The 22,386-nt window shown below is 36.4% G+C and carries 18 protein-coding genes; 2 read left to right on the forward strand and 16 right to left on the reverse strand.

All coding sequences use genetic code 11. The features are described from left to right. Positions 1 to 112: 112 nt before the first annotated feature. Together GKP30_RS12740 and GKP30_RS12745 are read right to left on the reverse strand one after the other, a co-directional pair. A complete protein-coding gene (locus tag GKP30_RS12740) occupies positions 113 to 367 on the reverse strand; it encodes a hypothetical protein (protein ID WP_216829833.1) in 255 nt (84 codons plus the stop codon). A 163-nt stretch (positions 368 to 530) separates the two neighbouring features. Beyond that, entirely contained in the window at positions 531 to 2,567 is a 2,037-nt protein-coding gene (locus tag GKP30_RS12745) for a molybdopterin oxidoreductase family protein (protein ID WP_236035075.1), read from the reverse strand. A gap of 362 nt (positions 2,568 to 2,929) precedes the next feature. On the opposite strand from GKP30_RS12745, the gene GKP30_RS12750 reads away from it, so the two are divergent. After that, entirely contained in the window at positions 2,930 to 3,670 is a 741-nt protein-coding gene (locus GKP30_RS12750; RefSeq protein WP_216829834.1) for a hypothetical protein, read from the forward strand. A 746-nt stretch (positions 3,671 to 4,416) separates the two neighbouring features. Next, positions 4,417 to 5,898, forward strand: a complete 1,482-nt coding sequence (locus tag GKP30_RS12755) for a S8 family serine peptidase (protein ID WP_216829835.1) — start codon at positions 4,417 to 4,419, stop codon at positions 5,896 to 5,898. A 339-nt stretch (positions 5,899 to 6,237) separates the two neighbouring features. On the opposite strand, the gene GKP30_RS12760 is transcribed toward GKP30_RS12755, so the two are convergent. From GKP30_RS12760 to GKP30_RS12825, 14 genes are all read right to left on the reverse strand, one after another. Continuing rightward, a complete protein-coding gene (locus GKP30_RS12760) occupies positions 6,238 to 6,996 on the reverse strand; it encodes an SDR family NAD(P)-dependent oxidoreductase (RefSeq protein WP_216829836.1) in 759 nt (252 codons plus the stop codon). A gap of 58 nt (positions 6,997 to 7,054) precedes the next feature. Next, positions 7,055 to 8,110 carry a zinc-dependent alcohol dehydrogenase gene (locus tag GKP30_RS12765; RefSeq protein WP_216829837.1) on the reverse strand — a complete coding sequence of 352 codons (1,056 nt, stop codon included), beginning with the start codon at positions 8,108 to 8,110 and terminating at the stop codon, positions 7,055 to 7,057. A gap of 180 nt (positions 8,111 to 8,290) precedes the next feature. Then, a complete protein-coding gene (locus tag GKP30_RS12770; RefSeq protein WP_216829838.1) occupies positions 8,291 to 9,916 on the reverse strand; it encodes an acyl-CoA synthetase in 1,626 nt (541 codons plus the stop codon). A gap of 206 nt (positions 9,917 to 10,122) precedes the next feature. Continuing rightward, complete coding sequence (locus GKP30_RS12775) at positions 10,123 to 11,406, reverse strand: ABC transporter substrate-binding protein (RefSeq protein ID WP_216829839.1); 1,284 nt, start codon at positions 11,404 to 11,406, stop codon at positions 10,123 to 10,125. 52 nt (positions 11,407 to 11,458) lie between these two features. After that, positions 11,459 to 12,745 carry an ABC transporter substrate-binding protein gene (locus tag GKP30_RS12780; RefSeq protein ID WP_216829840.1) on the reverse strand — a complete coding sequence of 429 codons (1,287 nt, stop codon included), beginning with the start codon at positions 12,743 to 12,745 and terminating at the stop codon, positions 11,459 to 11,461. Between the two features lie 343 nt (positions 12,746 to 13,088). Next, positions 13,089 to 13,520, reverse strand: coding sequence for a MaoC/PaaZ C-terminal domain-containing protein (locus GKP30_RS12785; protein ID WP_216829841.1), 432 nt, complete (start codon positions 13,518 to 13,520; stop codon positions 13,089 to 13,091). Positions 13,521 to 13,636: 116 nt separating this feature from the next. Then, positions 13,637 to 14,338, reverse strand: coding sequence for an ABC transporter ATP-binding protein (locus GKP30_RS12790; RefSeq protein WP_216829842.1), 702 nt, complete (start codon positions 14,336 to 14,338; stop codon positions 13,637 to 13,639). After that, entirely contained in the window at positions 14,322 to 15,098 is a 777-nt protein-coding gene (locus tag GKP30_RS12795) for an ABC transporter ATP-binding protein (protein ID WP_216829843.1), read from the reverse strand. Before GKP30_RS12795 ends, GKP30_RS12790 begins: the two co-directional genes overlap by 17 nt. Then, entirely contained in the window at positions 15,085 to 16,065 is a 981-nt protein-coding gene (locus GKP30_RS12800; protein WP_236035073.1) for a branched-chain amino acid ABC transporter permease, read from the reverse strand. The genes GKP30_RS12795 and GKP30_RS12800 overlap by 14 nt, the downstream gene beginning before the upstream one ends. A gap of 5 nt (positions 16,066 to 16,070) precedes the next feature. Further along, complete coding sequence (locus tag GKP30_RS12805; protein WP_216829845.1) at positions 16,071 to 16,937, reverse strand: branched-chain amino acid ABC transporter permease; 867 nt, start codon at positions 16,935 to 16,937, stop codon at positions 16,071 to 16,073. Positions 16,938 to 17,036: 99 nt separating this feature from the next. Beyond that, positions 17,037 to 18,329, reverse strand: coding sequence for an ABC transporter substrate-binding protein (locus GKP30_RS12810; protein ID WP_216829846.1), 1,293 nt, complete (start codon positions 18,327 to 18,329; stop codon positions 17,037 to 17,039). Between the two features lie 123 nt (positions 18,330 to 18,452). Continuing rightward, a complete protein-coding gene (locus GKP30_RS12815) occupies positions 18,453 to 19,655 on the reverse strand; it encodes an acyl-CoA dehydrogenase family protein (protein WP_216829847.1) in 1,203 nt (400 codons plus the stop codon). A gap of 84 nt (positions 19,656 to 19,739) precedes the next feature. Further along, on the reverse strand, positions 19,740 to 20,819 hold the full coding sequence (locus GKP30_RS12820; RefSeq protein ID WP_216829848.1) for a phosphotransferase family protein: 1,080 nt from the start codon (positions 20,817 to 20,819) through the stop codon (positions 19,740 to 19,742). 48 nt (positions 20,820 to 20,867) lie between these two features. Further along, a complete protein-coding gene (locus GKP30_RS12825; RefSeq protein WP_216829849.1) occupies positions 20,868 to 22,376 on the reverse strand; it encodes a class I adenylate-forming enzyme family protein in 1,509 nt (502 codons plus the stop codon). Positions 22,377 to 22,386 lie beyond the last annotated feature (10 nt).

Genomic DNA, 22,386 nt, shown 5'->3' on the forward strand with positions numbered 1-22,386 from the left:
ATAATGTCATTAATAAATTCTCCTCTTATAGTGACATCTCCTTTAAACTATTTTTTAAGATAAAATTTATTTCATATTCCTTTAGGCTACATGAATATTTATCTTAAGGCCTTCAGTTCACTGTCTTTATAATAAAAGAACTAACCTCTGTTTCGGTTTTGAGATCTTCTTCACTAAAAACCGTATTCGTCTGTGGGTCATATACTACTGCTTTAAAGCTTTTTTCTTGATCGTTGTAAAAGAGTTCTACAGCATCACCAAAATCTTCGGGCGGTCTACTAATATTGAATATTTCACTTTCCGATTTCCCTTTTTTAACGTTCAAAATTTTTTCCATCATCACATCTTCTAGTTCTTCTTTATTCAATTTCAGTATTCTCCTTTCATTCAAACCATTTTATATTGTTAGTGTCAGGTTAAAAAGTGAGTTTTATCCTTATAAAAGGAAAAGAAAAAGAGCATCTAATTAAATTAGATACCCTTTAGTTGCACCTGTCGTTTTTTACAACAATAGATCTTTATCTTGCAAATTAGACTTTTTCTATATCTACTCTTCCAGAAAAGAACGTAGCGCCTCCGCCCATATCTGCTACACGGTCAGGGACAAGCGAATTGACGAAATATTTCTTTCCTGACAGATCAGCCCATAAGCCCTGACTGACTGCAACTCCTGGCAATACATTTTCTCCAACTGCTGCGATCAGTTCACATTCACCACGTTCATTCCATACTCGGACCGTGTCACCGTCCTCGATTGAGCGCTTTTTTGCATCAGCGCTATTAATGTGCAAGCGTGGAAACTTTTCTAGCGAAATATGCTTTTCATTATTAGAAAACGTTGAATTTAAAAAGTTGTGATTTGGTGCTGGAATAAATAAAAATGGTAAATCCCCTTCGTTAACAATCGGCGTATATGTTGGTAAGCCAGGAAGACCATCTCTTTCCATCTGCTTAGAATAAAGTTCAATTTTCCCACTTGGTGTAGGAAGATTATCTAAAAGATTGATACTTCTGTCAGCCTTTAAAAATTTATCTTTAACTAGTATTTCATAGTTAGCATCGTTAAGATACGGGTTATCTACGTCGTCAATAGACTGGCGAATTAATTGTTCATCAGTATGTTCAAATGCCTCTTCTTCAAAACCAAAAGTTTTTGCGAGCATTCGGAAAACATCAGGATTTGATTTACTTTCACCGTACGGCTCGATAACAGGCTGTTGGATTTGCATGTAATGATGCCAATATGACGTATAAAAGTCAGTATTTTCAAAAGAAGACGTCGCTGGTAACACGATATCAGCAAACATGGCTGTCTCGGTTAAAAATAAATCATGGACAACTAAAAATAAATCTTCTCTTGCCAATCCTTGACGAACTTTATTGCCTTCTGGTGTTACAACGGCTGGGTTACTGTTGTATACATACATTGAACGAACTGGTTCTTTTGTTTCTAGTAACGCTTGCCCAATTAAATTCATATTAATTACTCGCGCGTTTTTATTCTTTCTTAAGCTAGGTCGTTGAAGTGCTCTTACATTATGACTTAGAAACCCGCCATTTCCTTTAATCGCACCCCCACCCTTTACAATCCATTGCCCTGTTAAGGCAGGGAGACATGCGATGGTTCGAACAGCCATCCCACCGTTATCATGATGCTGGAGACCGTTACCTATGCGAATAAACGATGGTGATATTTCACCATACATTCTTGCGAGTTTATAAATATCTTCAATTGGAACACCTGTAATTTCTGACACCGTAAGCGGGTCATAATGAACAACATGTTCTCTCAATTGCTCATGACCAACTGTATATTTCTGTAAAAAATTATAATCTGTCATTTTCTCTGCAAATAAAATATGCATAATCCCTAGCGCAAGCGCACCATCTGTTCCTGGTAAAATCGGAATAAACCAATCAGCTAGGCGACCAGTTTGATTTTTGTGCACATCAATAACTATGATTTTCGCTCCATTTTTTCTTGCTTTCTGTGCAAGTGCAACCTGATGCATATTAGTACTTACTGCGTTCACACCCCAGAAAACAAATAATTTAGCATGAACGGTCTCTTCTGGATCCGTTCCAAAGCTTCCACCCATCGTATAACTATATCCTTTTGATCCAGCTGCAGAACAAATTGTTTGATCTTGAATACTAACACCTAGTCGGTTAAAAAAGCGTCGATCCATTCCTTCTGCACTAATTCTCCCCATATTCCCGTAAAAACCATAAGGAAGAATACTTTCTACACCCTCATTATCAATGAGATGCATCCAACGATCCTTAATAGTCTCAATTGCCTCAGCCCAGCTAATCCGTTGAAACTTCCCTTCACCTTTACGACCAATCCGCTTTAATGGGTACTGTAAACGTTTCGGATCATAAATTCGATCGGTCATATGACGAACTTTATTACAAATGTTTCCTTGTGTCACTGGATGATCGGGATCACCTGCTACTTTTATAATTTTTCCGTCCATTTTATGTAACAGTAAGCCGCATTGGTCAGGACAATCAAGTGGACAAACAGCTGGAAAAACACCATTTTTCTCTTTTATATATGACATAATAATAATCCTTTCATCATAGTAATCTATTTTTACTGTGGTAATTTTATAATAAGCTTTGTTAAAGAATACTGTTGATAAAGTTGATTTTGCACTCATCCCAAAATCACGCTTTATAATAAAAAAGTATTCAGTCATAATATAGACATAATAGTAGAGTACCATTTTTCTTCACCTATCGCATCTAATTCACATGGAAAAAGTGCAGATTATTTTTAAAACTAATGCTTGGGATAAATATATATTAATGTATTCACAGTTTTAGCTAATGACCAGTTTTTCACATAGATTAATGCCAATAATAGGATATAATTAAGTATGGAATAACAGTTTATTGGTTTGTTAATAAGGGGGGGATCTTATTGAAAAATATATTAGTTTACCTATTTCTATCTACTATGTTTTTAATAGCCTGCTCGGCCAAAGTAGATCTTAGCACTCCAGACTTTCAAGCTAGTTTTCTACCTTATTTTGATGTAAGTGGACATGAAGAGGTGCTACTCGCTATCGTTAATGATAATTCGACTCAAGAAGAGCGTGATCATTTTGCATTTCCAGAAGAATGGGAAGTTTATCTTATACATCTAGAGGAAGACACACTATTCTTAGATGAAAAAGGGACAGAAATTACAAAAGAAGAGGCAAAGATGCACGATTATATGTTTAATGTGTGGACGAAAGAAGCATTTCAATCGCAGTGGACTGACGTTCTAACCGAGGAAGGATCATCGAAGTTAATCATCGACTATATCCCAGCATATTCTGTAAGTCAAATTCAATTAGTTAACATGACTGACGATGAGTACCTTGCACTCGATTACGCAAGAAATCATGGTGACTTCCACCTACAAGTCTATGTAGGAGAGGGATTTAATAATGAGAAAATAAACTTACAAATTCAAGACGAAGTTTGGGAAGCAATTGATTTAAATAAAAGCCAGATCAATAGCGTTGGCTTCAAAGAAAGGCCCAGTGAACGGAAAGCTCAACTACTAAGTATTACTGAATATCCTACATTTATTTTATTTGATAACGAAAAACTCCTTATTAAAACAAACCAGCTAGGGGGAGTTCTAGAATATATGACCCAAAACAGTAAATGAGACGCCTTATACTATTATAGAACGAGACTTATTCCTTTTAATCTATAGCAAAGTGCCAGACCCCAGACTTTTGATATGCTCCCTTTAAGGTAGACAGATTAAAAATAAAAATCTGTTTTGTCTTGAGGGGGGCTTTTTTTGTCCAATAAATATATTTCCTGTTGAGTTTAAATATGAAGTGGTAATGGCTTATAAGAATGAGAACTATACAGTTAAAGAATTGATTACTAAGAATCAGATAGCTAAAGTTACTTTTTATGAATAGGTAGAGAAATTTGAAAAAGAAGGAAGTAATAAGTTAAATAACTAATTTTGGAGGTTTATTGAAATTCGTAATGATAAGGAAAAAGACATACACTTACTAATTAAGTTTTATTTATAAAAACCTACTTTTCCTTCACTTTAATATCTTATTAGCCCATTTTGTAATCCTTTATCCATAGTTCTTAGGGCCTTATATACTCGAACTTCACTATCACTAACCAAAGATAAATAGTATTTTGCTATATTGCCAAACAAAAAGCCGACTAATTTTACGATTTACTTACTACCTTTTTGTAAAATTTACCTATTTAAAGAATTACCTTAACAAAGGAAATAGGAATGTTTATCTATTTAATTATTCTGAAAATTGAGTCTTTTATAATTCGAATTAAATTTCCAATTAACCTATTATTGACACATAGATAAGAAAAAGGAGGTTTTTTTGATATTTTTTATAAAAATCGTAATGAGAGGAGTTTATTATGCAAAACACACTTAAAAAATCTATCATAGGTTTCCTGACTCTTGTATTAGTGCTATCATCATTTAGCTTTAGTGCATTGGCAAACAGTGAAACTGAAGTAACCTCAAATTCCGAGCGTTTACTAGTCGTTTTCAAATCTGAGAGTCTACCAAATAATGTAGATCAAATCGTTTCAAATGCTGGTGGAGAGGTAACATATGAGGTTCCTCAAATCGGGATAATCGAAGTATCAACGGATACACCTGCTTCTTTCCTAAATGAAATGATGAAAAATCGTCATGTGCTATCAATTGGTCCTTCACAAGAGGTTACTCTTGATTTACCTGAATTTGAAGTTGCTAGTGAAGAAGTAGTTGCTTCAAAAACAATTGATAATATTTGGGAGTCTGGCTATCAATGGGATATCGAGCAAGTAACAAATAACGGTGCTAGTCACGATATGTTCAAAGATACTAGAAAAGATGTTGTAGTTGCTGTCATTGATAGTGGCTTCGACTTCGATCATCCAGATCTAGCTGATGTTGTTGACGAAAAGAACTCCAAAACTTTTGTTCCGGGTACTACAAATTCTTGGGATTTTAACAGTCATGGGACACACGTAGCTGGAACAATTGGAGCAGAAGGTAATATGAAAGGTGTAGCTCCAGGAGTATCTTTACGTTCTTATCGAGTTTTTGGTGCAACAGGTGGTGCACAGCAAATTTGGATCACTGATGCAATTATTGCAGCTGCTAACGATGGTGTAGATGTAATAAATATGAGTTTAGGTGGGACACGTTTACTCGGTCAATGGTTCTATACAGATCCTAACACTGGTGAAAGAATCCAAGGCGGAAACAGTGCTGCTGATTACGTTGCTTATAACCGTGCAATTCGTTACGCAGTAAATAAAGGAGTGACAGTGGTGGCTTCTGCTGGTAACTCTGCACAAGATTTAAAGAGCCCCGCAAAAGTTGCAGAATGGCAAAATAGCACTCGAACTGACGGTTGGGAAGCTCGTGGTGCTGTATTCTTCGTACCAGCACAAATGCCTGGAGTGATTACAGTTTCCGCTACTGGTGGCGGCTTTGGAACGGAAGATCGTTTAGCGTTTTATTCCAACTATGGAAACGGCGCGATCGACTTGGGTGCACCTGGTGGAGATCTGGGACCTGAAGGCGTTAGTGAGAGTAAATATTTAGTTTTAAGTGCTGTTCCAACTTATTTAAATTATGGCGGTAGAGGACCAGAAGCTGAAGCACTATTTGGAAAAGGATATGGTTGGAAAGGTGGTACTTCCATGGCCGCTCCTCAAGTTTCAGGTGTAGCAGCAGCATATATCGCACAGGAATTGGCATTAACAGGTAAGAAACCTTCTCCGAGCCAAGTACAAACTCGTCTTCAACAAACAGCAAGAGATGCTGGGAAAAATGGATATGACGAGCTTTATGGTCACGGTATTGTAAATGCGGAGCGAGCGTTATTAAATATTAGAAAATAATTCTACAATCAAATAGTTCTTTGGGGTATTCTCCCTTTCAAGTAGACACACAAAAAAGAGACCATCATCTAAAGTAACCGTCTCTGTGTCGCTTGGAGGGGATTTTTATGGCTAAAAGTTAATGTAGGAATGTTTATAAAAGGTACAAGTAAAGTTTAAGGTTTAATACCATAGACATTCCAATCCATCTTAATAGCTTTAACTTTTTCTTTGTGAATGTACTTATAAATACAAAGAGAACCCCCTCAATCAATGAATACATTAAATGAAGAGGTTTTAAGACTATGATTTTTGAAGTTTGGTTTATTTAGTGTTCTACTTATAGTAAGCACAAGATAATTATTTTATTGAAAAACCTCCGTCAATAACAAATGTCTGTCCTGTTACATAATTTGATTGTTCTGATGCTAAGTATAAGGATATGCTAGATAGATCTTCGGGATGCCCTAGTCTTCTTAAAGGAATCCCTTTGATTGACTTTTCAACCCACTTCGTATTTTTAAAATCTTCAGCATTAATTTCAGTTGGAATTAACCCTGGTGCAATAGCATTAACAAATATATTATATCTACTCCATTCTAAGGCCAAACCTTTAGTCAAATGGATTACGGCAGCCTTACTTGACATATACGGTGCTACAACTTGCAGAGGTTTAATTCCACCAGTAGACGAAATATTGATAATTTTCCCTTTATTTTGTGACATCATCGTTTTCGCTGCACGTTGACAACAGAAAAACAGTCCTTTTAAATTAATGTCAAGTATATAATCCCATTCGTTTTCTGTTACCTCCACCGCAGGTTTGGTGACATTAACACCCGCACCGTTTATTAAGACGTCTAGTGATTTATATTCTTTTTCTACTGTGTCAAATAGACGGTTGATATCTTCTATCTTTGAAACATCACATGAAACTGCTAAATGTCGACCTTGATGTTTACTTATTTCTTGTACCACTTCCTCCGCCTTTTCTAGGTTTCTTCCAACGATTACAATATTTGCTCCATATTCTGCGAAATCATGTGCGAGTTGCGCCCCAATTCCTCGACTACCTCCCGTTATCACGACTGTCTTTCCTGAAAAATCCCAATTACTCATTTTTTTATTCCCCCCTGTGAATTCTTAAAAATAAAAACTATATTAACTTGAAAATACCTTACTCAAACGTAATGACAATTCGTGTTGGATTTTCGATCTTCTCGTGTAAATAGTGAAGTGCAGTATTCACTTCATATAGTGGAAATGTGTGAGTAATGGAATCTTCCAAATTCATTCTGCCGTTTCCTGCTAGGGCGGCTAGTTGTTCAACGGTTTGTTTGGTTAAACCGAACGAACCATGTAATGATAACTGTTTTCGTACAAATTTTTCAGTGGCCATTAATTGAATCGGCTCAGGTCCTATCCCAGATACGACGACACGTCCGCCAACCCCAGCAGAAGCAGCGGCTTGTTTAATGGTCTCTTGTAGACCCACAAATTCTGCAGCAACGTCGACTCCATACCCATTCGTACTCTTCTTAATCACTTCCACTGGAGATTCATACTTTGAATTGATAGAAATGTCGGCCCCCAATTGTTTTGCTCGTTCTAATTGTTCATCTTTAACATCAACAACAATAATCTGTTTCGCCCCAGCCATTCTCGCGATTTGGACAGCATGTAATCCTAAGCCTCCTGCACCAAAGATTGCAACCGACTCACCTGCACGTAGTTGAGCTCGGTCGATTAACGCATGAAAAGGTGTTGCGACAGCGTCGGTAATAATCGCACCGATTGTAAATGGAATATTGTTCGGCAACTTCACTAAATTTTTTGCAGGAATAGCCATGTATTCAGCAAGTCCGCCATCTCGATGAACGCCAAGCACTTTTAACTCATAACAAATCTCACTATGCCCTGAAATACAATTTGGGCAAGACCCACAATAAATAATTGGGAAAACAGATACTCGTGTCCCTATTTCCCATCCTTGTACATTTGCTCCTGTTTGAACAACGATACCAGATGGTTCATGACCTAAAATAATTGGTTGATAATCTGTTGCTGTTACTCCTTCATAAGCGATGTGAATATCAGAACCACAAAGTCCAACAGCCTTCAATTGAACTAAAACTTCGTCATCCTTAAGTTGAGGTACAGGAACTTCTTCAATCTTCAGCGGTTCATTAACATTATAAAACCGAGCAGCTTTCATTTTTTGTGGTATTTCCATTAACTCCATCCTTTCTAAAGCCAACAGCTTTTGTTATTTAAAAAGAATAGCCCCTGTTCGTTAAGTATAGAGAAACAAACAGGGGCTATTAACTTTCTCAATCGAATATGATTCTTATTAGATCGAAATCCGACTTAATTAACTATTAAAAAAATTTAAGGGTAACGAGTATCCAGTATACTATTCACTGACTTGCATGCTTTTTCTTAAAAGAAACCGCTGAATTTTACCGCTTTGTGTTTTAGGCAGACTCTCTACAAATTCCACTTCTCTTGGGTATTGATGTTTGGATAATTTACTCTTAACAAAGGTACTTAATTCTTTTTCTAACTCGTCTGAAGATGGATAGGATGGATTTAAAACTACATACGCCTTTACAATTTCACCTTTAGCAGCATCTGGCTTACCTACGACTGCAGCTTCTGCTACCGCTGGATGCTCTATTAAACAACTTTCTACTTCGAATGGACCAATCCGGTATCCCGCACTAGAAATGATGTCATCAGATCGACCTTGGAACCAAAAGTACCCATCTTCATCCTCAAGCGCAAGATCACCTGAATAAAACCAGTTTCCTTGGATTTTTTCCGCCGTTTTCTTTGGATCTTGCCAATAGCCTAGGAAGAAATAAGGAAAAGCTGTCGTATCTATCACGATTTGACCAGCATCACCTTTTACTACAGGGTTACCTTCGTCATTTACTAATGCAATGTTATAGCCCGGAGTAGGCAGCCCCATTGAACCAGGTTTTACTTCCATATCTGTTACGTTAAAGTTGTTTACGATCATACCTGTTTCAGTTGCTCCGTAGTGATCATAGATTTCCCGACCAAAATTTTCTTTAAAGAACCGGACAACTTCTGCATTAAGCGGTTCACCAGCACTACTAAACTTTTTCACTTGGAACGTATGCTGTTTTACAAGTTCAGGGCCTGACGCCATCATCATTCTGTATGCAGTAGGTGCATAAGCAAAATTCGTAATTTCGTATTCTTCTAGTAATTGGTACGTTTTCTCTACTTTGAACGGACCTTTATATACTAGAATAGTCGTGCCAAAGCTTAGAGGAACAAATGTACAATTTACGAGACCAAATGCCCAACCGAGATCCGCCCCACCGAAAAATTGATCTCCAGGCTCTACGCCTATTGCGTACCTTACATATGGATAGGAGCTAATAAGAAGTTTATGAGCCCATAATGCACCTTTTGGCATTCCTGTTGAACCTGATGTATATTGGATAACACATGGATCCATCACATCTGTTGGTTCTGTTTCATGGTCAGGAGAAAAGGATTGAATGAAATCCCAAAATGCCAATCCATTACTAGATAGGCCATCCGTCAAAATAATTTCGCTAGGAACATCTAGTCCAGCGATCTTGTTAGCCTGTTCCTCATTTGTAACTAAAATTTTACATCCAGCATCTTTTAATCGATAGGTGATAGCTTCAGGCCCAAAAGCTGTAAATAATGGTACATAGACAGCTCCAATCTTCCAAGTGGCTAAAACGGTAATAATTAACTCCATATCTTTACCAAGAAGTCCTGCTACACGATCTCCTTTATTTACACCTAGTGAACGTAGTGCATTGGCCATCCGGTTAGACTGTTCTTTCATTCTTTGGTAGGTCCAAGTATCCTTATTCCCTAACTCATCTTCCCATTTAATTGCAATACGGCTTGGGTCATCTGCCCAACGGTCACAACATTCGTGTGCCAGGTTAAACTTTTCATTATAATTCCAATCAAATGTTTCAACTACTTTTTCCCATGAAAAATTCTCAACGAGTTCTTGATATTTCACCTTTCAACACCTCTTGTATTTGAATTATTTTTAAATTTATCTACTTTAAGACCTGTCTCTAACTACATAATTAATTATTATTAAGAGAGTAATAAAATTAGGCATTATCAATAATGCTCTCGAAAATGCCTAATCCTTTGGTAAAATACCCATTCCACCGAGAGTTAAAATGAATATTTTAATAAAAGAGTTGTAGTCAACACTTCTTACTCATAGACAATTTCTTTTGTTTCAGGATCATAATAGATAGCTTCAGACACAGGGACAAGTTCACCATCTTTTGCCTGAATAATATAAAGTGTTGTTGTTCCATAACGATGCTCAGGAGTGTACGTTACTTCTGCATAAATCGAACCATCCCAATTATCGAATGTTTCCATTTGAGCAATAAAGTTTTCCCATGTTAAATTATCGCCTGCTCGTTTAAACGTTTCGATAAGCACTTGCCCATGTCCCCACCCTTGTTGAGATAAGGCGCCAATCGCTGCTTCGCCAAAGTCTTTTGTAATATATTCATAGTACTCTTCAATCTCTGGTAAACTTTCTAAAGAAGCAAATTTTGATGTACTTATTGTTCCTTCCCAAATGTCCTTACCTGCGATGTTAAATTGATTTTTATCTCCACCTCCAGTATTTGTAACAATATAAGGAATATCGGTTGCCCCGATTTTATCCATCTCAATTCGTAAAGAAGCCGCTGGCATAGGTGTAGAAACCATAAAAATTACATCAGCATCAGAGTTAGCAAGGTGTTGGGCTTGTGAACTTAGGTCACTATCGGAAGCTAGAAATTTAACTTCTTTAACAATTTCAGCATCATATTTCCCGATTTCTTCTTTAATAGTTCCTGATCCTTGCATGCCAAAGTCGTCATTTTGGTAGGCAAGCGCTATTTTCTTTGCCCCTAGCTCATTAACTGCATAGTCTAATAGGATCTTAGCTTCTACTGTATAGTTCAAGGTATCTGCGAAAATATTTTTTATTGGAGGGTTTACAAATTTATCAGCACCCGTTTGGATCCCAGTTACTGGAATTCCTGAGTTGGTTAACGTGTCTTGAATAGCCCCTACATTTGCTGTACCTAAAGGAATGGCAATTGCAAATACTTGATCTTGCTCAATTAAACGTTGAGCAGCCTGAACAGTTTTAGCTGGCTGGTATTGATCATCATATGGTATTAATTTAAATGTTCTTCCATTAACCCCACCATTGTCATTTACATAGTTAATGTAAGCTTGCAGACCTTGACGCACCTTATCGTATTCAGCGACAGGACCTGTTTGCGGACCAATTGCACCAATAAGTATCTCGTCATCTGTTACCCCTTGTGCATAATTTTTTTCACCTGATTCCTCTTGGGTTTGATCCTGACTTTCTTCACCTTGATCCTCATCTGCAGGTGCAGGAGAACTTGATGGTTCCTGACACGCTACGAGTAATAGAACAAATATTAGCGAAAATAGTAAAATAAGAGATTTTTTCTTTAACATTTTATTCTCCCTTCTATATTCAGTAATAAAAAATTTTTTTTGTTGAAATGTTTTATTTATAAGTAATTTCACCTGTAACTGGGTCAAACGCAATAGAATCTGTAATTCTTACAAGTTCACCATTTTGAGCTTGAGAGATGTATAGAGAGGTAACTCCGTAGTGATTATCTGGGCTAAACGATACACCTTCATAAAAAGAACCGTCCCAATTATCAAATGTATACAGAGCTTCGGTAAAGTTTTCCCAATTCAGTTCGGAACCTGTTCGTTTTAATGCTTCATGTAAGAATTCTCCTAGTGTCCATCCGACATGAACGGTATTCAATGGTGAGTTATCGGAATACTTAGCTGAATATCTTTCTAGAAAAAGTTTCATTTGCTCATCATCAGAATTGAAATCTGGTAATGGTAAGAATTGAGCACCATACGTACCATTCCAAACATCCTCTCCTGCAAGTTTAAACTGTTCAGGTGAATTTGAGACAGCAGAAGTAAGAAAAGCCATGTCCGTTAAACCGATTCGGTGCATTTCTCGTTTTAAACTAGCAAGAGGATTAGATAGTCCATAAACAATTACTGCATCTGCCCCTGATTCCTTTAACTTCTGTGCTTGAGAACTAAGATCTGAATCACCACTTACATAAGTAATTTCAGTAACGATTTCAGCATTACTATAATTTTCAATACCTTCTAATACACCTGCTAATCCTTCTTTTCCAAAATCATCATTTTGATATACAACTGCAATTTTTTCTGCATCTAATTCATTGATTGCGTAATCTAATAACACTTTTGCTTCATACCGGTAGTTTACTAAACCCGCTCCAAAAAAGTTAGCAATTGGAGGCTCAACAAATTCCTTCGCACCTGCTTGCATTAATAGAACTGGGACACCTACTTCTTCATAGTAATCTTTTACAGCTGCAATACACGGGGAACAAATTTGGCCTAGTATTGCAAATACTTGATCTTGCTCGACGATCCTACTAGCCATTTGTACTGTTTTTGCTGGTTGATACTGGTCATCATAGGCAACTAACTTTAACTGACGACCATCAACTCCGCCATTTTCATTAATGTAATTAAAGTACAAATCAATTCCTTGTCGTACATAATCATAAAATCCTGCTGGCCCTGTCTGTGGACCGAGATGTCCAATTAAAATTTCATCATCCGTCACCCCTTGTGAGAGATTTAATTCACCTTGTTCGTCTTGAGACTCATTCGCTTCTTCATTTTGGTCTGAATTTGATGGTGCAGGTGAACTAGATGACTCTGAACACGCTGCTAGTAATAAGAAAAAAAACATGCCAACACAAAAAATAATAATTTTTTTCAAAGTTAACCCTCCTTATTTACGTTCACAATTTTTTTCAAACCTTCTCTAGCAACATTGTGATTTGTGAATTTGCTCCCCCTCCTTTTCAATAAACACTTTGTAAGCGTTTACTAAACAATTCAAAAAGTAAACTGCTAGTATAATCAGAATTAAACAGCTATTTTTCTAACAACCTACAATAACTTCTATTGCAAAAAATGTGCCAATATATAATTCGTCCTTTGGGCTACAGTTCTTTAGCCGATTACGAATATAAGGTTATTACTACTAGTTAGAAAGTCAAAGAAAGTGTATGAGATATTAACAGTTCATTAGTGAAATTTGCATTTTTTCATACAGTTGGTTATCTTTTTACTAAACCAACCATTTCAATTTCCAACACGAGTTCTTCGTCTTGATTAAAAGTCCTTAACAACGTTGTAACAAAACCTCGATCTGAATATTTAGGATGCTCTTTTTTATCAATCATCTTTACTTCAACTGATAGGTGGTCTTCAGGATATACGGGTTTTGCAAATTTAACATAATTCATTCCCGCACCACCTATAATATCGTCACCGATGATATCCATATCCACCCACAGTTTCCAGGTGATACTCAAAGTATGTAAACCAGATGCTATAATTCCACCAAACATACTTTGTTTTGCTTTTTCTTCGTCAACATGCATAAACTGCGGATCATATTGAGAGGCAAACGTAAAAACATCTTCTTTTGTAACTTCATAAGAGGCTGTTTGATATGTTATCCCATTTTCAATTTCATCAAATTTCATCAAGCTCATTCCTTTTACAATAGTTTCCTTCTAATAAGATCTAATAGAAAATTAACTAAACATGATAGTTTTGTTAATTTTCTATAGTTAATCGATGTTTACTAGTATGAATTTTTTTAACCACCCAGATACAACTTCCGAACTTCGTCATTAGTTTTTAATTCCTTCGAATCACCTTCTAATGCGACGTGTCCATTTTCCAAAATATATGAATAATCAGAAATTTCCATTGCCATATGAGCATTTTGCTCAACTAGCAAAATTGCAGTGCCTTCTTTGTTAATCTCTTTGATAATCTTAAAAATCTCCCTAACTAATTTAGGTGCAATTCCTAACGAAGGCTCATCTAGTAATAACACTTTAGGTTTTCCCATTAAAGATCTTCCAATAGCTAACATCTGTTGTTCTCCACCACTTAATGTACCCGCTTTTTGCTGCACGCGTTCTTTTAATCGTGGAAAATAACTAAATACTTTTTCCATATCAGATTTAATATTTTTATCTTTACGTTGAAATGCCCCTATCTTTAAGTTTTCTTCCACAGTTAATAGCGGAAAAACTCGACGGTTTTCTGGGCACTGTATAACACCATTCTTCACCATCTCACTTGCTGACTTTTTGTTCATCGACTGACCTTGGAGCTCAAAGTTCCCCTCTTTTGGTTGAACGAGTCGAGAAATAACGTTTAGTGTAGTAGATTTTCCTGCACCGTTACCACCAAGTAAGGAGATTATTTTTCCTTCTGGAACTTTTAACGAGACCCCTCGTAATGCATGGACATGCCCATAATATGCATGAACATTAGTTAACTGCAACATCTTCTTCCACCTCCCCAAGATACGCTTCAATAACTACTGGATCGTTTTGTACTTTAGCTGGGGTTCCTTCAGAAATCTTCTTTCCAAAGTTCATGACCATTACCGCATCAGAAACTTTCATGACGAGTGACATATCATGCTCAATTAATAAAACCGTATAATTCATCTCATTTTTTAAGCGCAAGATTAGTTCACTAACCCTTTCAGTTTCAACAGGATTCATTCCAGCTACTGGCTCATCTAACAAAATAAGCTTAGGATTAGCGATCATCGCTCGGCCGATATCTACCATTTTTTGATACCCAAATGATAGATTAGATACTTTTTCATGCGCTAAATGTGTAATATTCAATAGCTTCATTACATCGTATGCCTTTTCATTCGCCTCTTTTTCTGTCCTTTTTATGGAAGGTAGATTTAAGGCAATCGCAAAAATGTTCTTTTTTAACTGAGGGTGCAAACCAGTAAGTAGGTTTTCTAATACGGTCATTTTAGAAAACAACTCTACGTTTTGGAAGCTTCGTGCAATCCCTTTTTTTATGACTTCATGTGGCTTATATTTCGCTATATCCTCTCCATTGAACGTAATTTGTCCTTGAGTAGGAGTATAAAAACGACTAATGCAATTAAAAACCGTTGTCTTTCCTGCACCATTTGGCCCAATAATGGAATAAATTGATCCTTCAGGTACTTCAAATGAAAGACTATTGACAGCTGTTAGTCCTCCAAATTGTACTGTTACATCCTTAAACGTTAACATTACTTTCCTCACCCCTTTGAACGACTTCTGCTTTATCACTAGGTTTCTTCCTTTTTAGACTTTCGAAAATGGCGACAATGCCTTCAGGTTTAAATAAAATAATCGCTACAACAGCTACACCAATTACCATATTCGTAATTCCTACGTAACTATCCGTGAAATGCGGAAGAACAGAGAATAATATAGCACCTACAACAGCTCCTGGTATCGATGCTAACCCTCCAACTACAATCATTGCTAAAACTAGGAAGGATGTTACCATTGTAAAGTCATTTGGACTAATAAATCCTACCCAATATCCGTAAAGTCCACCGGCAATACCTGTAAAGAATGCACTAATAACAAACATGACCGTTTTATAAAAAGAAATGTTGATTCCGATAGATTGAGAGGCTACTTCACTATCCCGGATGGCGATAAAAGCACGGCCAAGTCTACTTTTTACAATGTTATACATTAACCATGTAATTAAAATAGTAATAGCTACAACGACATAAAACATTTGAAAGTTGGAAGAGAATAAGCTAGGTTTTGCTACAGCGATCCCAGAGTATCCACCTGTTAGACTACTCCAGTTTAAAGCAATTTGTGGTATAGATAACCCAAAACCTAGAGTAGCTACCGCTAAAAAGTGTCCTTTCAAACGAACAGCTGGCAGACCGATTAAAAGACCAATTAAACCCGTAATCACACCTGCTAATGGAAGGATGATAAAAAACGGTAATCCAACTTTTGTTGATAAGATAGCTACTGAATACCCACCAATACTTAAGAAACCTGCATGCCCAACAGAAATTTGTCCTCCATATCCTATTAATAGATTTAATGACATTGACGTAATGATATATATACATGTGATTACAAATAGTGTCAGAAAATAATTGGACTTTCCTACGAGCAGCGGATAAATGAGCATAAAAATAACTAATAGCCCTAAAGTTAATTTTTTATTATAAATAAAATTCAAGTTCATCACACCTTTTTAACAGTTTGAGTACCTCCAAAAATTCCTTGAGGACGAATATAAAGTACAATTATGATTAATAAAAACGTGTAAACTAACTTCATTTCTGGTGCAATATAATAACTAATTAAATTTCCGAATATTCCAATAATAATCCCGCCAATTAAAGCACCTGGCAAACTTACAAATCCACCTAATACAGCTGCTGCGAATGCCATTATTAGTACATCAGCCATCATATGCGTATCTAAAAATGTTATCGGTGCTGTCATCATTCCAGCTACCCCACCAAGAATTGCTCCAACTGCCCAAGTGGCTGTAAAAACAGTAGTTACTTTTATCCCCATTAATTGGGAAGCTTTAATATCCTGTGAAGATGCTCTCATCGCTAAGCCAATTTTCGTAAACCTAAATAAAACGAAAAAGATTAACATTAATACAATCGTTAGGACAATGACAAAAATTTCGTTTGGGGTAATGAACACATTTCCAATTTGGATAGAATTTCCTTGGATTGCTTGAGGATACCCCGTTGGTTTATGTCCCCAAATTAACCCTGCTGCTCCATTAAATATCATGAATAACCCTAGCGTAACTACAATTTGGTTCAAGTGAGGTGCGGATTGAACCCGTTTCATGATGAGTTGATGAACAACCGTTCCAAATATAGCTCCAAACAATAACGCTAGTATAAATGAGATAAAATACCCCAATTCAAACTGAGTTAAGAAAACAAAACTAACAAACGTCGTAACCATTGCCATTTCACCCTGGGCAAAGTTAACAATATCAGTAGTTTTATAAATTAAAACTAATCCAAGCGCAGCTAACCCGTATATACAACCAAATATTAATCCACTTACAAGAATTTGCATTAATTACCCCTACCTTCCTACAATACTCTCATGAAGTATTTTAGTAGAGGAATAATAGAAATAACTTCTACTATCCCTCTCCTTATTGTTTAGGTTTTATTAATCTTCGTACGTAATTTCTCCTGTAGCTGGATCAAATGTGATTGCTCCTGAGACTGGAACAATTTGTCCGTCTTTCGCTTCTGTTAAGATCATTGTTGTTAATCCGTAGTGGTTTTCTTCTGTGAATGTTACCCCTTCATAAATGGAATCAGTGTAATTATCAAATGAATACAATGACTCAAAGAATTTACCCCAAGTAAGTTCTCCACCTGTTCTTTCAAGTGCTTCAACAAATACTTCCCCGATTGCCCAACCTACTGGGCCGAATCCATCAATAGGATCGTTAGGAAAATCTTTACTAAATCTCTCTTCATATAACTTCATACTAGGATCATCTGTTAACCCTGGCATCGGGAATGTTGCTGCACTAATAGTTCCTTCCCAAATACCTTCACCTGCTAAGCTAAATAGGTTTCTATCATTCGCACCAACTGAAGAAACGATGTACGGGATGTCACCTAAACCAATTCGGTCCATATCCTTCCTTAAGCTAGCCGCTGGGTTTGGTGTTGCCATTGCAATTACAACATCAGGTGAAGCTTGACTTAAATGCTGTGATTGTGTACTGAAATCTGTATCTCCTGCGACATATGGAATTTCAGCTACAATTTCGACTCCATCATAAGAACCAACATTTTCTTGAAGCGCTGTAAGCCCTTCTTTTCCATAGTCATCATTTTGGTATACGATAGCGATTTTTTTTGAGTTTAATTTATTTACTGCATAATCTAAAAAGACTCTAGCTTCGACTCGATAGTTTAAGATACTTGAACCAAAATAGTTTTTGATCGGTGGATTTACAAACTCTTGTGCACCCGTACTAACCATAACCATAGGAATACCAGCACTTTCATACGTATTTCTTGCTGCTGTGTTACAAGGAGTACAAACGTTGCCTAGTGTCGCAAAAACTTTATCTTCCTCAACAAGTCGCGATGCTAGTTGGACAGTTTTAGCTGGTTGGTATTGATCGTCATAAGCAACAAGCTTTAACTGTCGTCCGTGAACTCCGCCATTTTCATTTACATAATTAAAATGGGATTCAATACCCTTTCTAATATAGTCATAAATAGCAACTGGACCTGTTTGTGGTCCTAAATGCCCTACTAAAATTTCAGAATCTGTTACACCTTGAGCTAGTTCGACACTGTCCCCCTTATCTGTTTGTTCACTTGTTCCCCCTTCAGAATTATTAGTACCTGTTTCCTCATTGCTACAACCGATTAACGCGATCATTGCCAACATACTAATAACAATGATGTAAAAAAATTGCTTTTTACCCTTTACCATTTTTACTCCTCCTTCTATGTTATGGCCCCCAATATATCCAACAATAAAACTAGCCTATTTTACTAATCATCCCCTTTCATGGTCCTAAACTGTAAGTATTAAAGCTTCTTATGATCTAAAGGTTTATGAGTATTGCTTTAATTCTAATCTCGCGATATCTCTTCTGTGTACTTCGTCTGGTCCATCAACTAGACGAAGTGTTCGAGAATTAGCCCAATGAGACGCAAGTGGGAAATCTTCACTTATACCAGCAGCCCCAAATGCTTGAATCGCACGATCAATTACATTTAAAGCAACTTCTGGTACAGCAACTTTAATCATTGCGATTTCCTTCCTAGCTGCTTTGTTACCTTCTTTATCCATCTTGTAAGCTGCTTGTAATGTTAAAAGTCTTGCTTGGTCGATTTCAATTCTTGATCTTGAAATCCACTCACGAATTACACCTTGTTCACTGAGTTTCTTACCGAATGTCACTCGTTCATTTACTCTCTTACACATTAATTCAAGTGCTCTTTCCGCAGCTCCAATTGCACGCATGCAATGGTGGACTCTACCAGGTCCAAGTCTGCCTTGCGCAATCGTAAACCCTTTGCCTTCTCCAACTAAAATATTGGAAACAGGTACACGAACATTATCGAAAATAATTTCTGCATGACCTGTTGGTCCATGGTCGTAGCCAAAAACTGATAAAGTTCGTTTAATTGTAATACCTGGTGTATCCATCGGCACTAACACCATTGATTGTTGTTCATGACGAGGTGCAGTCGGATCTGTTTTCCCCATAAAAATGGCAATTTTTGTGCGTTTATCACCTCCGTTTGTAATCCACCATTTACTTCCATTTAACACATAATAATCGCCATCTCGTTGGATACTACTTTGAATATTAGTTGCGTCAGAGGAAGCGACATTTGGTTCAGTCATTGTAAAGCAAGACCTAATTTCACCATTTAGTAATGGAACTAACCACTTGTCTTTTTGCTCTTGATTACCGTAATGCAAGAGAACTTCCATGTTTCCCGTGTCAGGTGCATTACAATTGAAAACCTCTGGCCCAATTAAGGATCGACCCATAATTTCACATAGCGGGGCATATTCTACATTTGTTAATCCTTCGCCATATTCACTCTTCGGTAAAAAGAAGTTCCACAACCCTTCTTTTTTGGCTTTAGCCTTTAACTCTTCCATAGTTGGTGAAATTTCCCATCTACCAATTTCGTTTAGTTCTGTTTCATATTTTTGTTCATTTGGGATTACATGTTCTTCCATAAAAGCTTCAACCTTAGATTGTAATTCTTTAATTTTTTCACTATGTTCAAAATACATTTTCTTCCTCCCAAAATTTATTTTAATAGTTTTATAATTTAAATTATTCAGAAAATACTGTTTATCTTTAGTTCCCTTTTCATCCTAAATATAGTTTTTAAGATGAGAAACTTCATCAGCATGAAGTATTAAATTTCGTGCATTGATATTGTGATTTTCAAAGCGTTTATCTTGCGTTTGTCCCATTTTCCAACGATAATGCATTTGTTGTAGTACCACTGCTAACCTAAAGTAAGCTAGTACGAGATAAAAGTGAATTGAAGTTACATCCCTACCCGTTTTAGAAGCATAAAGTTCTACGATTTCTCGACGGTTTAAAAATCCAGGATGATGTGTAACAGTTGGCTGAACATTTTTTATATAATCGGGGTCATCATCTTGAACCCAGTAACCTAAAGAAACACATAAATCAAAAATTGGATCTGCAATTGTTGCCATCTCCCAATCTAGTAATGCGACTACTTCATTTAAATCTGTGGAAAACAACATATTATTTAATTTATAGTCGTTATGAATAATTGTAGCCTCATAGGACTTGGGAATATTTTCAATTAACCATTTCGACAACCTATCAACTACTTCTATATCCTCCGTTTTTGATAGGTTATATCGTTTAATCCATCCGTGTACCTGCCTTTCGGAAAAACCCTCTGGCTTTCCAAAATCCTCCAAAGATGCAACCTTGTAATCAATGTGATGTAGTTCTACTAGTGTATCAACAAAGTCAGTAGATAGTTTTTTGCACTTCTCATTCGTCACACTCACTCCAGGTGGGAAATGATTATCTATAACTACTCCGTGTTTACGCTCCATAATATAAAACGGTGCCCCTATGATAGATTTGTCTTCACAAAACACATATGGTTTTGGAACATGTTTAAAATGTGGATACACCATCTCTAATAGGTTGGCCTCTCGCTTCATATCATGTGCTTTCGGTGGTAATTTACCAAAAGGAGGCCTCCTCATAACTCCTTCCCACCCACCACAACGTAACGAATAAGTTAAATTCGAAGAACCCGATGGAAACTGTTTAACTTCAAGTGTTTCATTTGGTATTAAATTTTGTTCTAGTAGAAATTGTCTCAAATTTTCACGATTGAAATCTTCCCCAGAGCGTACAGAAATTAATGGGTCATTAAGTCCTTTGTTCACCCGAAACATCACAACCTTTCCAGATAAATTTAAGTTTCAATATTATTTTATAAATCTTTATGAGCCTTTAAGTTTTCGCTTCATTAATTTACCTGTTGGTGTTTTGGGAATTTCCCTTATAAATTCTACTTCTCTTATTTGTTTGTAACTTGCTAGTCTGTCTAAACAAAATCTTATTATTTCTTTTTCTGTCACTGAAAACCCTTTTTTTAAAGCTATATAAGCTTTCGGAATTTCACCGAGCCTCTCATCTTTCTTTCCTATCACTGCTACTTCTAGTACTGCTGGGTGGGTGTAAAGTACATTTTCAAGTTCTACGGGATAGACATTATAACCACCTACAATAACGAGATCTTTTTTACGATCTAATAAATAGACATACCCATCTTCGTCAACTTTGCCGATATCCCCAGTATGTAGCCATCCATTTCTTATTGTCTTCGCCGTTTGTTCGGTGTTATTCCAATACCCTTTCATAACACAATGCCCTCGAACAATGATTTCTCCAGGTTCATCATGTGATAAAAAATTATTATTATCGTCTACAATAGCTACATCTAAGTGGGGCAGAGGATATCCCACACTACTAAATCTTCTCTCACGTTTTAACGAATCAACAGTAATTACAGGTGAACTTTCTGTTTGACCGTAAGCTTGAATTGTAACCGTATTAAAACGCGCTTCAAACTGATTTCGTACTTCTAGAGGCATGTGCCCACCACTAGTAATACAAATTTCTAAAGATGACAAATCATAACGAGACTCTTCTGGTAAAGTAAGTAACATGTAATACATCGCTGGTACCCCAATAAAGAAATTAATCTTTTCTTGATTTATCATTGATGCTACGGTCTCCGTACTATACTTTTCAAATAGGTAAAACTTTCCACCCTTCATCAATATTAAAATTAGTCCCGCCATTAAAACGAGTAAATGGGATAATGGGGTAACAATACAACCATAGTGATTTTCACTTAATTCAATACTATCAGCGTAAAATTCAGCATTAGTATTTAGGTTGTAATGTGAAAGTTCAACCCCTTTTGGTTTACCAGTTGTACCTGATGTATAAAGAATGCAAGCTCCTTCATCAGGGGAAAGATCAACAGACTGGAACAGATTGTAGTTATTTAATTTACTACTACTTATATCCTCAAAACCTTCTAAATTTCTGTTACACCCGTCAATGATTGAAACTTTCCTTAAACTAGTGGTAGATAACACCTCTTCTACTAGAGGTATTTTTTCTTTAGTTGTAAACAGGATGACTGCTCCAGAGTTCTTTAGAATATATTCAGATTCCGCTGACTTAAACAAATAATTGATCGGAACACAAATAGCCCCTATTTTTAACGTTGCATAAAAAGCATAAATAAATTCCATACAATTAGGTAACCAAATAGATACTCTATCACCTTGTTTAACACCATAGGAAGTTAGTAAGTTAGCATACGCGTCTATATTTCTATTTAATTGTTCGTAAGTATAAGTTGTATCTTTATACTTTACAGCAATTCGAGCTCCATTTAAAAAAGCATGCCTTTCAATAGAATAAGCTAGATTCATGAAATCCCTA

It is taken from the genome of Alkalihalobacterium elongatum, assembly GCF_019024285.1.
Taxonomy (GTDB): Bacteria; Bacillota; Bacilli; order Bacillales; family Bacillaceae_F; genus Alkalihalobacterium; species Alkalihalobacterium elongatum.

Bases quoted from the DNA above. Each gene is read 5' to 3' on its own strand.
- GKP30_RS12755 (WP_216829835.1), top strand. From the start codon at position 4,417: ATGCAAAACACACTTAAAAAATCTATCATAGGTTTCCTGACTCTTGTA.
- GKP30_RS12805 (WP_216829845.1), bottom strand. From the start codon at position 16,937: ATGCAAATTCTTGTAAGTGGATTAATATTTGGTTGTATATACGGGTTA.
- GKP30_RS12785 (WP_216829841.1), bottom strand. From the start codon at position 13,520: ATGAAATTTGATGAAATTGAAAATGGGATAACATATCAAACAGCCTCT.
- GKP30_RS12765 (WP_216829837.1), bottom strand. From the start codon at position 8,110: ATGGAAATACCACAAAAAATGAAAGCTGCTCGGTTTTATAATGTTAAT.
- GKP30_RS12745 (WP_236035075.1), bottom strand. From the start codon at position 2,567: ATGTCATATATAAAAGAGAAAAATGGTGTTTTTCCAGCTGTTTGTCCA.
- GKP30_RS12825 (WP_216829849.1), bottom strand. From the start codon at position 22,376: ATGAATCTAGCTTATTCTATTGAAAGGCATGCTTTTTTAAATGGAGCT.
- GKP30_RS12775 (WP_216829839.1), bottom strand. From the start codon at position 11,406: ATGTTAAAGAAAAAATCTCTTATTTTACTATTTTCGCTAATATTTGTT.
- GKP30_RS12760 (WP_216829836.1), bottom strand. From the start codon at position 6,996: ATGAGTAATTGGGATTTTTCAGGAAAGACAGTCGTGATAACGGGAGGT.
- GKP30_RS12790 (WP_216829842.1), bottom strand. From the start codon at position 14,338: ATGTTGCAGTTAACTAATGTTCATGCATATTATGGGCATGTCCATGCA.
- GKP30_RS12815 (WP_216829847.1), bottom strand. From the start codon at position 19,655: ATGTATTTTGAACATAGTGAAAAAATTAAAGAATTACAATCTAAGGTT.
- GKP30_RS12810 (WP_216829846.1), bottom strand. From the start codon at position 18,329: ATGGTAAAGGGTAAAAAGCAATTTTTTTACATCATTGTTATTAGTATG.
- GKP30_RS12795 (WP_216829843.1), bottom strand. From the start codon at position 15,098: ATGTTAACGTTTAAGGATGTAACAGTACAATTTGGAGGACTAACAGCT.
- GKP30_RS12820 (WP_216829848.1), bottom strand. From the start codon at position 20,819: ATGTTTCGGGTGAACAAAGGACTTAATGACCCATTAATTTCTGTACGC.